The sequence below is a fragment of the Sphingomonas sp. PP-CE-3A-406 genome, from assembly GCF_003688625.1.
Taxonomy (GTDB): domain Bacteria; phylum Pseudomonadota; class Alphaproteobacteria; order Sphingomonadales; family Sphingomonadaceae; genus Sphingomonas.
The window spans coordinates 16578-30420 of the sequence record NZ_RCWY01000001.1; the positions used below are offsets into that span (position 1 = coordinate 16578).

General features: G+C 61.2%; 12 protein-coding genes and 1 pseudogene. 4 read left to right on the forward strand and 9 right to left on the reverse strand.

Translation table 11 applies throughout. From position 1 onward, the window contains the following. Positions 1-189 precede the first annotated feature (189 nt). Positions 190-1176 (reverse strand): sensor domain-containing diguanylate cyclase, encoded by a 987-nt coding sequence (locus C8J44_RS00095; protein WP_121884014.1) that lies wholly within the window; start codon positions 1174-1176, stop codon positions 190-192. Next, positions 1169-1408, reverse strand: coding sequence for a hypothetical protein (locus C8J44_RS00100; protein ID WP_121884013.1), 240 nt, complete (start codon positions 1406-1408; stop codon positions 1169-1171). The genes C8J44_RS00095 and C8J44_RS00100 overlap by 8 nt, the downstream gene beginning before the upstream one ends. 333 nt (positions 1409-1741) lie before the next feature. Here C8J44_RS00100 and C8J44_RS00105 point away from each other — a divergent pair, with 333 nt between their 5' ends. Further along, positions 1742-3001: a methyl-accepting chemotaxis protein gene (locus C8J44_RS00105; RefSeq protein WP_162237221.1), complete on the forward strand. Its 1260-nt coding sequence runs from the start codon at positions 1742-1744 to the stop codon at positions 2999-3001. A gap of 343 nt (positions 3002-3344) precedes the next feature. Here the strand turns inward: C8J44_RS00105 and C8J44_RS00110 are convergent, their stop codons facing one another. The 7 genes and pseudogenes from C8J44_RS00110 to C8J44_RS00145 all read right to left on the reverse strand — a co-directional run bounded on the left by C8J44_RS00110 (position 3345) and on the right by C8J44_RS00145 (position 11072). Then, the gene (locus C8J44_RS00110; RefSeq protein WP_060525050.1) at positions 3345-3590 is read right to left on the reverse strand and encodes a DUF7014 domain-containing protein; all 246 of its coding nucleotides are present in this window, start codon (positions 3588-3590) and stop codon (positions 3345-3347) included. Positions 3591-3596: 6 nt separating this feature from the next. Next, on the reverse strand, positions 3597-3929 hold the full coding sequence (locus tag C8J44_RS00115; RefSeq protein ID WP_147453095.1) for a hypothetical protein: 333 nt from the start codon (positions 3927-3929) through the stop codon (positions 3597-3599). A 380-nt stretch (positions 3930-4309) separates the two neighbouring features. Beyond that, positions 4310-5112, reverse strand: a pseudogene (locus C8J44_RS18650) (IS3 family transposase); the annotation flags it as partial. Between the two features lie 306 nt (positions 5113-5418). Then, positions 5419-5787 (reverse strand): hypothetical protein, encoded by a 369-nt coding sequence (locus C8J44_RS00130; protein WP_121902886.1) that lies wholly within the window; start codon positions 5785-5787, stop codon positions 5419-5421. Between the two features lie 1177 nt (positions 5788-6964). Then, a complete protein-coding gene (gene tagH, locus C8J44_RS00135) occupies positions 6965-8575 on the reverse strand; it encodes a type VI secretion system-associated FHA domain protein TagH (protein WP_121902887.1) in 1611 nt (536 codons plus the stop codon). Continuing rightward, positions 8572-9144 (reverse strand): DUF6931 family protein, encoded by a 573-nt coding sequence (locus C8J44_RS00140; protein WP_121902888.1) that lies wholly within the window; start codon positions 9142-9144, stop codon positions 8572-8574. The genes tagH and C8J44_RS00140 overlap by 4 nt, the downstream gene beginning before the upstream one ends. Further along, positions 9141-11072 (reverse strand): type VI secretion system Vgr family protein, encoded by a 1932-nt coding sequence (locus C8J44_RS00145; RefSeq protein WP_183128648.1) that lies wholly within the window; start codon positions 11070-11072, stop codon positions 9141-9143. Before C8J44_RS00145 ends, C8J44_RS00140 begins: the two co-directional genes overlap by 4 nt. A 287-nt stretch (positions 11073-11359) precedes the next feature. Between C8J44_RS00145 and C8J44_RS18655 the strand changes: the two genes are divergently transcribed. The 3 genes from C8J44_RS18655 to tssB all read left to right on the forward strand — a co-directional run bounded on the left by C8J44_RS18655 (position 11360) and on the right by tssB (position 13827). Next, positions 11360-12097: an OmpA family protein gene (locus tag C8J44_RS18655; RefSeq protein ID WP_121902890.1), complete on the forward strand. Its 738-nt coding sequence runs from the start codon at positions 11360-11362 to the stop codon at positions 12095-12097. Positions 12098-12173: 76 nt separating this feature from the next. Next, positions 12174-13178, forward strand: coding sequence for a type VI secretion system protein TssA (gene tssA, locus C8J44_RS00155; protein WP_121902891.1), 1005 nt, complete (start codon positions 12174-12176; stop codon positions 13176-13178). A gap of 103 nt (positions 13179-13281) precedes the next feature. Then, complete coding sequence (gene tssB, locus C8J44_RS00160) at positions 13282-13827, forward strand: type VI secretion system contractile sheath small subunit (RefSeq protein WP_060525596.1); 546 nt, start codon at positions 13282-13284, stop codon at positions 13825-13827. Positions 13828-13843: the final 16 nt, after the last annotated feature.

Sequence of the window (13843 nt, forward strand, 5' to 3'; positions counted from 1 at the left end):
AAGCTCAGGTATCATGCGAATCTCATTTTTCGCTATAAGTCCAAACGGATGGCCGGCCCGTTAAGTCTTCTCTGCCTTTTCCGTCGTCCTTCATGCAGGGCTTTAAAAGGGCTGGCCGCCTAAGATCCGGCTTACGTGAGCAAATAGCACCTGCATTCGAGATCGACGGAACGGTTTCCGCGGCATTGGTCAGTTGGATGTTGCCAGCCTTGTACAGTTCCTGCCCTCCACTTTGGCAGCGTATAGCATTTGATCAGCCCCTTCGATCCATGACGTCACAGAACTAATCGACGGCAACAGGGGCATGATTCCGAAACTCGCGCTGACGCGCAGCGCCGTGCCATTGGACAAGCGTATAGGCTCATCAGCAATCGCCGTTCGTAGGCGCTCCGCCACGACAAGAGCTTGTTCAGCATCTGTCTCGCTTAAAATAACCGCGAACTCCTCACCACCCAGACGCCCGAAGACGTCCGTCGGCCTTATCGCGACCCCTGCGAGCTCCGCGATCCTTTTCAGGACCTGATCGCCCGCACCGTGACCGTAGGTATCATTGACGATCTTAAAGTGATCAACATCGAGCATAACCATAGAGCTCGGCCGACCATAACGCTTCACGCGCGATAGTTCCCGCTCTGCCTGTTCCAGGAACCCTCGCCTAGTAAGTGCCCCCGTGAGGTGATCCACCTGCGCAATCATTCGCAGTTCGAGTTCGTCGCACACAATGTTCGCAAAGTTGCTGAGGATCGCAACGTCAGCCGGGCTGAACCTCCGAGGCCGCGTGTCCATCGCACAGAGTGCGCCGACGTTATAACCCTCCGGTGTGCGCAGCGGAACGCCGGCATAACTTCGGATGTGCGGAGCTCCGGTGACTAGGGGACTGGAGGCAAAACGTTCGTCGCTCTGCGCGTCCTCGACGACGAACGGTTCTCTTTGTTGAATCGTGTGGGTACAGAACGAAACAGATCGCGGCGTTTCGGAAACGGCTACGCCCCGGCGCGCTTTGAACCATTGACGATCGCGATCGACTAGTGTCACCGTCGAGATTGGCACAGCTAAGACCGTACGAACGAGCGTTACAATCTTCTCGAATGGCTCCTCTATTGAGGTGTCGAGCACATTAAGGCGGCCCAAGGCGAACACCCTGGCTGCGTCGTCTTGCAACAGTGGGTCAACCATTTTGGGCATCCTTAGCCATGCCGCGGATTGCTGCGGTCAGCTCGTCGGCGTAGCTGTCGACTAACACGCGCACACTGCTCTCGATCATGTCGTCCTGCAGTCCCGCGGCCTGTAAGCTCGTGATTAGCTGTGCCAGATGGGCTTGGTGTCGCGTGACACTACTCAGCAACTCCGCCGGGATCTCCAGCGGTTCGGCGGCGGAAGGTCTCGGTTGCAGTTGATCAATACGCACGATTAGCTCCTCCGCGACGCTGTGACCGGATCGTAGTAATCAATGATTAACACGAGCCTCACTGATGAGGTAAGCGACCTCGCGCCCGGGAATAGAAGCGAAAGGACGGCTGAACGCCATGTTCCCTGGCTGGAATCGCCCATACCCAGACGTTCAGGTTGGCATTCCGGGCTCTCGATAGCGGCCGTTCGTTGAGTGCAATCTTTCGTGATTGTCCGACCAATGCGAACGGCTCTAATATCGTAGCTCAGTTTGTCCGGCGAGTATGATAGCTGGCCATGAGCGTCCTCGTTGGTATGAATGTACCCAAATCGGTTTCATGAGAGACGAGCTTTGGATAAGAAATCCTTCCCCATTCCCGTGAATGAGGCCGAGCGCCTCGAAGAACTGATATCGTACAAGGTTCTCGATACTGGATCGGAACGCGTATTTGACGATGTAGTTATGCTTGCACAAAGCCTCTTCGGCGTGGCCACCAGCACGGTCTCGCTGATCGATGACGACCGCCAATGGTTCAAAGCCCGAGCTGGGCTGGAAGTTGAGGAAACTGAGAGGAGTGCCGCATTCTGTGGGCACGCGATCCTTCAAGAAGCGGTCATGGTGGTTCCAGACGCGCGTGCCGACGGTCGGTTTGCAGAGAACCCCCTAGTTACAGGTGTCCCACATATCCGTTTCTACGCCGGCGCTCCGCTAACGACGCCGGGCGGATTCAACATCGGTACATTATGTATTTTCGACCCGAGCCCGCGACCCGACGGGCTCAGCCGGCAAGAAGTATCTCACCTTTCCATGCTCGCCGGCATGGTGATGGAGCGGCTGATCGCACGCCGGTTGCGATTGGAGCGGCAACAGGAATCTCAGCAAGTGAGGTCGGTGGCGGGGCGGTTGAGCACCGCAGCCTATCAGCTGGAAGTGCAGGCCAAGGATCTCTCGGCACTTGCAACAGACGGAGCTCTAAGATCCGATGCGGCTGGTCAGGGTGTTCGTCAGCTCGTCTCGATGGCTGCCGAGGTCGAGACGATCCTGACGGGCGTCACCGGGAACATCGATCACGTAGCTGACGATGCCGAAAGCATGCGGAGGATCGTCGCCGGTCTCGGCGGGCACTTGGAGGGAATCGGTGCGGTCGCCAGCGAGATTTCCAGCATCGCGTCCCAGACCAGGCTGCTTTCTCTCAATGCATCAATCGAAGCGGCACGGGCTGGCGACACCGGGCGAGGGTTTGCTGTGGTGGCCAACGAGGTACGTCAGTTGGCAGGCCTTACTGCCGATGCCACCGATCACATCAAGAGCGAATTGAGGGCGATTGAGGATACCGTCGCGCGGGTTGTTGAGCGATGTGATATTCTCGCTGGGCGCGTCGTCGCCATGCAGACGGGCTCTGCCCGGATCAAGGCAACGGCAGAATTGCAGGCGACCACCCGCATTCATGTCGGGGAGGAGGTCGATGATGCAGTGTCGGCCGTCCGGCAGATCGGCGTCAGTGCCAAGCTGGTCGACGGGCATAGCGAGGCAGTGCTGAGCGAGGTCGTCGTTCTTCGCGATCATGCCGACAGTTTGATGCAGCGCTATGTCGAGGTATCATCTGGTTAGCCAGAGCAATGGTTGGTGCTGAAGCGTGCCGCCGTTCATGCTACCAAATCGAACATACGGCTCGTCTCGCAGCTTTTCCCAAGACTACTCTTTTTCGAGATCTGCCGCAGCACCGCAAGGTCCGCTATTGCTATCCGCTCCTCCCCATACCGGTCATTCGTTTCGCCACAACGCTAGACCTCTGCAGTGCGATTGCCCCCCAATGCTGCAATTTCATGACGTTTACGAGGGGAAGGTGCAGCAATGTCGCACTGCTTTCGCCATGATCTAGCGATTTGCGATACCAGCGCGATACCAAGATTGTATCGCGAACTCGATACCTCCACGCCTCCACGCGCTCTCCTCACTTCGCTGCCTCGATAAGTAGCACGATAGCGGCCCCCGTCTGGTGGAGCTGGAACCCGGCGATATGCGCGGGAATGTTGCGCGGATTTACGCCAGCGCCGTGACCGCCGTCTTTGTTGCGTACCGTTGGAACGCCGCTTTCTAGGATGGTCCGCAAGCCGCTAAACTCGTTTTGCATGTAATCAGGAATGAGTTTGTTATCAAATACTGCCTTAAGCAGCTTTGAAGCCGGGTCGGTCGCCAAGTGGAGCTAGTTCTTTTTGTCTAGAATGATTTTAAGAACGCTTTCGAATGAGTTGCAGCAGTCATGGATGCAGTCATCATAATTTCCGTCCACATACTCTTTATAAGCTTGCCTAAAATATTCGTTGGCTACTGCATACTCCTGACCGCTTAAAAACTGCAAAGCTAGAACGATCACCTCCGAATGCAGGAACTGAGAGTCTATCCACATGATGCAATAGTCTCGGCTAAGCACGTCGCCGCCCAACGGGGCGGTCAAATGCAGACATTCATTCAAAAGATATTCGGCATCGGAGGATGTTTTGGCTTCGCAATTTTGCTCCTCGGTGCGGGTTGGCAAACTTACGTCCTAGAGTTTCGTCCTGTCGTGTCGACTCACGTGCCGGAATTCCCGTCGCCAAATTGGATGTGCGGTCGAGCTATTAGCGCTCGCCATTGCGTCGTCATCAGTATGGGTGAACGATCCGTTTGGGACTACTTCATTTTCTCGCTGCCTCTTTGCATCATGCTGGCGGGAGATGGGATACTCCTATCCCGCTCTGAGCACGTCCGCTAACGCCCAGTTGCAGTCGTTCGCGGTTGTGCACGACCTTCCTAAAACCGGTCGCTACAGCTATCGCAATGAAGGGATTGTGCCCCCCTTTTGGACAAACCCCGGATGCGGAAAAATATTCTGCACTTTGGCCGCAACAAGCCCGATGGTCGCATCGGTTTTGTTTACGTGACCACCATGCACGGCAGCCCGCGACGTTCGGCGATGGCGCTCAACTCGCGAACGACCCGCCGACCTGACAGCGAGGTATCGACGATGCACCCCAGGCACTCCCGGCTGTAATCGTCGATGACGTTGAGCATGCGGAACCGCCGGCCGCAGGCCAATGAGTCCGACACGAAGTCCAGCGACCAGCGCTGGTTGGGTTCCTGCGGGATCGCCATCGGCGCCCGCGTGCCCAGCGCGCGCTTGCGGCCGCCACGCTTGCGCACCGTCAGCCGCTCCTCGCGATACAGCCGGTACACCTTCTTCAGGTTCATGCCTTTCCCCTCGCGCTCGAGCAGGATCGCCAGCCGCCGGTAGCCGAACCGACGACGCTCGTTCGCGATCTCGCGCATCCGCTCGCGGACAGCATCGTCCTTCCCGCGAAGCGGCTCATATTGCCACGCCGACCGGTTGACCCCGATCAGCCTGCAGGCGCGACGCTCGGAGAAGCTGTGGTCGGCCATCAGCTTCTCCACCGCAGCGTAGCGATCTCCAGACCGGGTCAGTTTTTTCCCAGCAGATCCTTCAGCGCCGACACGTCGAGCATCGACTCCGCCAGCAGCTTCTTCAGCTGGCGGTTCTCGTCCTCGAGCGCCCGCAACCGCGCCGCCTCCGACACGGTCATTCCGCCGTACTTCGACTTCCAGTTGTAAAAGGTCGCATCGCTGATCCCGTGCTTGCGGCACAGGTCGGCCGTTTTCACGCCAGCTTCATGCTCGCGCAACACGCCAATGATCTGATCCTCGGTAAATCGGCCTCGCCGCATCACTCGTCTCCATCTGACGAGCTAACTTACCAATGGCATGAATTCTGGGGAGCAGGTCAAGCCTTGGGCTGGCGCAGGGGCCATGCTCTTGGACGCGGGACTTGCACTCGGTGCGCCAAACTTTGTCACAGCTGAAGATCGAGACATTCTCCTCGCTGGATGGCCAGCGTAAAAACGTCGGCCGCTTTAGACTTTGAGTTCCGAAAAGCAGCCGGACCGTTCTCCTTCCCAACCCGGTCGTTCCCGCTACGCGGTCGCTGGCGGGGAGGCGCATTGGGCGACCACATTAGTTGGGCGATCAACAGCCTACGCCTTCGCAACGATTAATGTATGATGTTGGCCAGATCCTGTCCCCGCAACCAACTTTGACGACACTCCAAACCTCGTAGCGATAGCTCCGGGGCTGTCGTCGTTTATGGCCTCTTTCCTTTCCCGTGCGTCCAGCCATCCGACACCAAATTTGCCTTGAAGCGTGACGTCGACTTCGCTGCGCTTCGGGCCGGGCGTCAGTGTCGCACGCTCGATGAGCCAGCGAATGGTGTCCGCGGCTTTGTCGCGGTCTTCAGGGCGGTTCAATGCCTCGGCCAGCTTCTCGACCTTCTTAGCGTAGGTTCCGGCGATGTTGGAAGGAATGTCGGGTGTGTCGGCAGGAGTTTCCGCCAATGCCGCCTTCAAGACTTTCTCCAGCGAGCAGGCGGTCCATCAATGTCTCGTTGTAGCGGCCGTTCTCAATGGCATCGACGATGTCTGCCTTAGCCTCATTGATCTTGGCCAGCTTAGACTCCGTTGCGGTGTGAGCGCAACGGCAAAATTGGTGGAAAGCAGCTCGGCCGCTATCAGCGATCGTCGTAAAAAGCCGTTCGTTCCGGGGGGGCAGGGCATGGGCTCGAAAGTACGCAATCCTCGCGCTTTCACGAAGCGGTCGGAAGCCGTTAAACAACCATCGCACGATTTCAGGAGCACCTTAGAGCCGAGAGCGGGCCAGCTACGGGAAGAATGCCTCGCTCAAGGCAAGTTCGGCGCCCGCGTCTGGGCCGGTATCGGATGCGAGCGTTCATCGATCTCCCACCCGCCTTGCCGCCTGCCCGGCGGTTCGAGTACGGTTCAGTTCCCTTACCAAGAAAGGGAAAGCTGACCGGATGTCTCCGCGACTCGTCCAAGACGGTATCTGTACTATCCGGTAGTCGTATCGGACGATCTTAGTCGGCTCGACGGGGCCAGTCTCCGAGCCATCGTTCTGCTGACCGGTACGAACAGCCACGACATGCTTACGATCGTAGCACAGCATCGGTTCAAATCCGCTGGCCGGATCGAGCCGGCGGAACCATATATATTGCATACCGGCTGATTTCGGTTCAATGCGCACTCGGGGGAAATCGCCTCCCGCGTCGGCGCGGTCGAGACGCACTCGCCGTACAAGGCCAGCGGCCACCAAAGCGTCTATGCGTGGCTCGGCGAGAGCTTCGGCGCTAAACTCGATGGGGGATGTGGCAGACAATAGCGGTGCGCATTGACGTTGCCCTTCCACCTGCTCGCGTATCCGCTGTATCGCATCGTCGGGTTTCGCCCGCGGCTTCGCGGCGTTTAGATGACAACCGGCCAGCAGCGTGAACGAGCAGGCCGAGCGGCACTAAGGGCTGTGCCACGTTCGAGAGCCAAGAAAGTACTTGCTCCGCAGCAGCGACCTCCTTCCCCCTGCCTGATTGGCGTTGTTCTTCCCGGATAGCCCCCCCGCTTCATAAAAAGCTTTGCCCCGTAACTGCTCGCTCGCCGGTTTTAAATTATAAACATTCCCCTGGAGCATTCACGCGACTTTGGATGGCTGTCCATATGTTTGGCGTATCCCGCATGATCACGGCGGTGGCCTTTTCGCCTGCGCGTTGTAGGCTTCCCGGAATTCCTTGGCGAACACGTCCATGAACGCTTCGTCGGAACCGTGCGCAACGCCGCCGAACTCTCGTTCGTACGCTTGCCATAGCGCGGCGTCGCGGGCTGCGGGTAGGATCCGCTCGAGCAGTCCTTTCGACTCGGCGCGCGTGCGGATCGCGGTCGGGGAGAAGCGGTCGAGCGTTGCCCGCAAGGCGCCCTGCATGGCGCGGATGGTCGCCATCTGGTGCGATTGCAGGTCGACATACGCGTCCTCGATGGCATTTTCGGCGTCCATGAAGCCGCGTTGGGGCGGATTGAGCAGCATCGCCATCGCTTCTTCGGGCGTGCGGGCGAACTTGATCGGATTGTTGCCCTCGGACGTGAAAGCAGTCATCTCCGCGCCTAACTGCGCCTTCGCACGGGCGCGGGCCTCGACCATGACGACCAGCCCGGCGACGAGCCGACGCAGCAGGCGACCGCTTCGTGCGAGTACAACGCTGGGCTCGTCGGTCACCTGCTCCTTACGCAATCCCATTTGGGTCAGGAAAGCGTCGATGTCTCCTCGCGGCTGCGATGCAGGCGATGCAGGCGATGCAGGCGATGCAGGCGATGCAGGCGATGCAGGCGATGCAGGCGATGCAGGCGATGCAGGCGATGCAGGTGGCGCAGACGGTGCGGAAGGGGCAGGGGCGGTGCTCGACGGCGGTGCGTCCCAGCCCGACGGAGTCATCTGCGGCGCCGCCGCAGGGAGCGCATCACGCGCTGCGGGCCGCGACAGGCCGAGCGGGTCGGACGGTGCCTCCACGGGCTGGCCAAAGCCGCCTCTTGCCCAATCGACCACATTGCCTTCCGCAATGCGACCCCAGACATCGTCGGGCGACGGCGTCGCAGGGCGGTCGGGCGCTGCGCTCGACCAGCCCGATGCAGGGTCCGGTGCGGGAACGTGCGCGGTCCAAGCCGAAGCGACCGGTACGTCGGGTGCGGCCTGCGTTGCATGCCAGCCACCGCCCGTGGCGGTTGGCGGCGCAAGGGGTGTCGGCGACCGGTGCGGTTCCTGCCGTGCGAGGCCAGGGCCGATCTGCGGCTGCCACCGTCCGCTCGACCCTGCCGCCGCCGGTATCGGCGTGCTGTCCCAATGTTGCGCGGCACCGTAGCCCGATGCGCCATAGGGATCGGGCGTCGATGGAGCTTCAGGTGCCGCGGCGAGACCATCGTCCCAGCCACGCCATTCAGCCGACTTGGGCAGTTCGGCGGTCTCCGCCGCGATCGACGCGCTGTCGCCGGTGAGCCGCGCGGCAATCTCGTAATGGCCGATCTGCACCACGTCGCCGTGCATGATCCGGTGTGGCGCCGGCAGCCGCGTCGATGCGCCGTTCAAATACGTGCCATTGGTGCTGACATCGGTCAGGATATAGCCGCTGCCGTCGAACATGATCTCGAAATGGCGCGACGAGATGTGGTTGCGCGGATCGGGCAGGCTCCAGTCGCACGAGGCGGCGCGACCGACGACGGCACCGCGACGGCTGAGAACGAACTCGGTCGGCATGCCATTGTCGAGCCGTGCGACATTGCCGATCGTCAACGTGAGCGTCATGGTTTCGCCAGCGCCTGAACCCCGCGTTCCGCAACCTGCTCGGCGAGCGCGAGTGCCTCGGCCAGAGTGGTGCCCGGCGTGCCGCTGCGATAGGCCGATGCCTTCACCGCGCCGGCAGCATAGCGCAGGCAGGCTTCGGGAGGCGCGAGCACGGGGGCGGCATTCATGGGCGCGATCGAGCCGCCTGAATAGAAAACGGCCATCCCCAACAGACGTTCTGGACTGCGTTGTCCGGCGGCCTCTGCGGCGGCGTGGGTCGCTCGACGATTGGTGTCGCTCGGCTCGTCGATCCAGCGCATCGCATGATCCAGCGCGAGTTGATCGCGGATCGGCAGGCTGCGATCGCAAGCATGATCGTGCAGGCATCGTGCGGCCCAGGCGACCGTCTCCTGACGCGGCAGCGCGTGCGCGATATAGTCGAGCGCATCGGCTGGGGCGTCGCCGCGGCGAAGCAGGTCATAGCGCGCATGGAGATCGTCCGCCGCGGGCGGAAGATCGTCCTCGTCGACGTCCATCAGCGCGAACACCTGGCGCGCCTGGGTTAGTTTCACGGTTGGCCAGCGGGTCATGGATTGATGAACGTCTGTGCGCCCTTAAGGATCAAATTGGCCCCAGCCTTCACCAGCGTATCCATGCCGCGGAAGATCGCGTTCACCTTGCCGTGGATCGACACGGTGTCCGCGGTCATGCTGATGCCCGTCGGCGTGATGAAGACATGCGACTGGCCGACCTTCAGCAGGATGCTGTCGGTCGCGCTGATTTCGAGTGTCTTGCCGACGATCAGCTTGTCGTGATCGCCGATCGTGGTCTTGCGGTTGTGGACGACCCTGACCGTCTCGTTGTTGCCGACCTCGGCAGTACGGTCGTATCCGACGACCTCGCCCTGGTTGTGGCCGACGTGATGCGTTTCGTCGAAGCGCACGCGCGTGTTCATGTCGCGCTCAGCGTGGACGAAGATTTCCTCCTGGCCGCCCTTGTCCTCGAACCGCATCTCGTTGGCGCCCGGCGCGCCGGTGTCGAGCGGCCGAGCATTGGGATACGCCCCCGCCTGGCCATAGCGCAGCGTCCGCCACAGCACGCGCGTCTTGTTCGCGGGCAGCGGATAGACCGGCATGTTCGATTTGTTGAACACGCGTCCGACCACTAGCGGGCGGTCGGGGTCGCCGTTGAGGAAATCGACGAGCACTTCGTGGCCGACGCGCGGCAGGATCAGGTTGCCAAGCCCGCCGGTCTGCGAGACGCGGATCCAGCAGGTCGATTTCTCGCCTGGCGTATCCTTGCGATCCCAGTGGAAGCGGACTTTTACCCGACCATATTCGTCGGTGTAGATCGTCTCGCCGGACGGTCCCGTGACCACCGCGGATTCGAGGCCCTGGACCACCGGGCGGGGCGTCGACTGGATCGCCTGATAGGTCGTGTCCGCCGGGATCGCGTCGAAGCGGACGTTGAACGACAGTTCGTCGCCCTGCTTGCCCGATCGATAGGTCTCGGCGGCGATGCTGTGATAGGTCGAGGTGACCATGTACGCGGCATTCATCCGCGCCGCCGGATGTTTGGTGACGTTGACCAGCGTGCCGCAAGCGAGCCCTGCCGCCTGCGACGTGCCGGTGAACACACGACGGCCGGCGCGCAACCCGTCGAGGACGGTCTGGCTGCGTTCCTGCCCGGTCTTCTGCTGATCCTCGCGTCCCGTCTTCTCGCGCGTGTAGCGGCCGGGATAGTGGAACACCTCGCGGTCGTCGCGCGGGTGCGCGCCTTCCGAATCATGCACCGCGACCAAGGGTTGATCGGGCGATTCGAAATCGAAGTCGCGGTAGGTGACGCGCGATTCCGCACCGGTCGAGACGCGCTCGGTCCAGGCCTGGAGATGCGATGCGGGTTTCGCGAACCGCTCCTTCGATTCGGAGGCGAACACCGACACCGCGTTCTGGTTGAATTCGAGCGTCGCGGGATCACCGGCCAAGTGGCATTTCGGCCCCTCGCACAAGATCATCACATGACGCTCGGCATCGTGACGGAAGAAGTAGTAGATCCCTTCCTCTTCCATCAGCCGCGAGATGAACGCGAAGTCGCTTTCCTTGTACTGCACGCAATAGGCGCGAGGAATGCGTGTCCGCGACAGCCGCGAATACTCGATGTCGGAAATGCCTGCGGCTTCGGTAACCTGCTTGATGATCTGGATCACCGTCAGATCCTGGAAGATCGCCATGTCGCGGTTCTGCGCGAGAAAATACGTCCAGGGCTGCAACGTCAGCCGGTAATGATGCCCGCTCGTGCTCTCGCGATCGTACGCCGCCGACGTGATCAGGCCGTGGAAACGACGCACGACCTGACTGTCTTCCAGCACGGCGAGCGCGGTCGGCTTGCCGAGGTGGGGCTGCAGATCGATTTCGAGCGGCGATATAATATCCGCCGTGATCGAAAAGGGTCGACTGAGCGTCTCGACGCTGTCGATGCGTTCGAGCACGACCTGTTCGTCGCCGACATCGATCGACATCTGAGTTAAACGGGATGGAGCGCCCGACGCCATCGGTCTTCCTCGCCTTTTGAACGGCCCGTAGCAGGCGGCAGGCCGATAAATAGCCGGATCGTCGGACGGATCAATCCCAAGAAATCCTTCCGGGTCTGCAATTCAGCAACTTGGATGTTACATCGAAAATGGACGTAGATATGCGACAGCAGTGTTAACCATCGCGCCTTGCGATACTGGATCTTTGTACGTAAACCGCGACTAGAAATTCAGTAGACGCACGTCCGGACGCGACTTCTCGGGAGAGTTTAGCAATGCGGTTTCATCGAGTTGGCGTAACGGCTGTCCTGATCGGGATGGTGGCCACGCCATTGGTTGCGCAGGACACGGCCAAGCGCGCGCCTAGCGTCGAAGGCTATCTTTGCACGTTCGCGGGCAAATGCGGCGGGGCGCAGACGGACGCCGGGCAGGCAACGCGCGATGCGCCCGCGACAAAGGGTTTCCGTCTGGCGCGTCCGGCGGGCGAGGTCGGTTCGGCGCAGAAGGCATCGCCGGCTTCCGCCTCATCCAATGGGTATGTCCGTCCTTCCACCGCCAAGGCCACTCGCCCGGGACGTCGTCAGGCATGGCGCGGTGCGCAAAGCCCGGCGGCTGCGGGTTCGCGCGCTGACGGTGTCACCGCTACCGCCGCGGCCAACGTCGAATCATTGGGACAGCGTCGTGCCGATCTCATGATCGGGTTCGATCTCAACTCCGCACGGATCAGTCGCCAGGGGCTCGCCTCCGCGAAGGTCTTCGCACAGTCGCTGGTCCGTCCCGAACTTTCCGGAACACGCTTCCGGATCGAAGGTCATACCGACTCGCGCGGCAGCCAGGCGTTGAATACGTCGTTGTCGGCGCGGCGTGCGCAGGCCGTCGCGGACTTCCTGGCGTCGCAGGGGGTCGATCGATCGCGCCTCGTGACGCGCGGGTTTGGCGCGAGCGTGCCGTTGCCAGGGCATAAGCCGGGGGATCCGGCAAACCGCCGTGTCGAAGCCGAGTTGGTGCCGTAAGGCGCTGATAATGGTGCGTTTCGTCGAAACTCATGCCGGCACCCATGCCGGTAATCGCATCGCCGCGGAGGCGTAGGTGACGGTCGAGGATCTTCTCGAACCCGTTTCCGCGGACGCGCCGGCGGGCGAGGACCTTTCCTATGACGCCGAGCGTCAGCGGATCGAGGAGGCATTCGAGGTCGCCTCGCTTGCGGCCGACGTCTCGGAGGCGGTCGACTGGCGTGAGACGATCGCGCTGATCGAGGCGCAGAGCCGGCGTACCAAGGACGTGTGGCTGGCGGTCTATCTGGCGCGTGCAGGAACGCGAACGGGGTCGCTGGAGATCGTCGAGACGGGCTGCGCGATGCTGGCCGGTCTGTTCGACCGATACTGGGACAGCGTCCATCCGACGCTGGACGAATATGGTATCCAGGGGCGCAAGGGGCCGTGTGAATCGCTGACGCGGATCGCCGAATTCCTTGGGCCGTTGCAGCGAACCGTGCTGCTCACGCATCCGCGACTGGGCAGCTATTCGGGCGACGATTTTGCGCGGTTCGCACGTGATGGCGATGCCGCGGAGGGCTATGGCCTGTTTCGGGCCGCGCTGAACGACACGCCGCTCGATGTACTGGAGACGGTACTTGGCAGGCTCGATCAGATCGAATCGTCGTTGCGCCAGGCCGATGCGATCCTGACGCGCGAAGCAGCGGCCGCCGACGAAACGGGCACCAATTTTGCGCCGACATTCGAGGTGCTCTCGGCAATCCGTCGGGCCGTCGCGCCGCACGCCGGTGTCGAGGTCGAGGCGGTTGCGGACCGTATGGAAGAGCCCGCCGGCGATATCGAGGCACCGTCTTCGAAGGGTGCCGCCGTCGGTCGGGTCGACAGCCGCGAAGACGTGATGCGCGCGCTCGATGCGATCAGCGACTATTACCAGCGTCGCGAGCCTTCGAGCCCGATTCCGGTGGCGTTGCGGCGCGTCCGCGGGTGGATCGGGCTGGATTTCATGGCAATTATTAAGGATATTGCGCCAAACAGCGTCGCCGATGCCGGAACGGTATTGTTGACGAGAGTAGAGGAAGACGGCGCAACGAATTGGTAATGCTGAATAATCGAATTTACATCATGCCTTTTTCGTTTCGGTTGGAGCGAAACAGGGGGTCAAAGCTTTCTAAGCTGCTAGTCTGAGTTGAAAAGGACGGGGAATGGCGATCAAGAGCGGACAGCGGTTCATTCGCGAAAACAGGGCGCCGCGCGTCCATATCGAATATGAAGTCGAGACCTATGGCGCGCGCCAGAAGGTGGAATTGCCGTTCGTGATGGGCGTGATGTCCGATCTGTCGGGCAAGAGCCATGTCGAGCGCAAGGCGACCGATCAGCGCGACTTCGTCGATTTCGACATGGATAATTTCGACCAGCGTATGGAGGCGATCGCGCCGCGGGCGGCGTTCGCGGTCGACAATTCGCTCAGCGGCGACGGCAAGCTTGCAGTCGACCTAACGTTCCGCAGCATGGAGGATTTCTCGCCGGGCCAGGTGGCGCGCAACGTCGAGCCGCTCGCCAAGCTGCTCGAAGCGCGGACGCAGCTCGAGGATCTGCTGTCGTACATGGACGGCAAGAACGGCGCGCAGGAATTGCTCGACAAGGTGCTGAAGGATCCCGACCTTCTTGCCGCGCTGTCGGCAGCGAAGCAGGCTAAGGCGGCCGAGGCTGACGCCGCGCCGGACGCGCCGACCAACGGCGCTGCATAAGCACAAACCCAGAGCG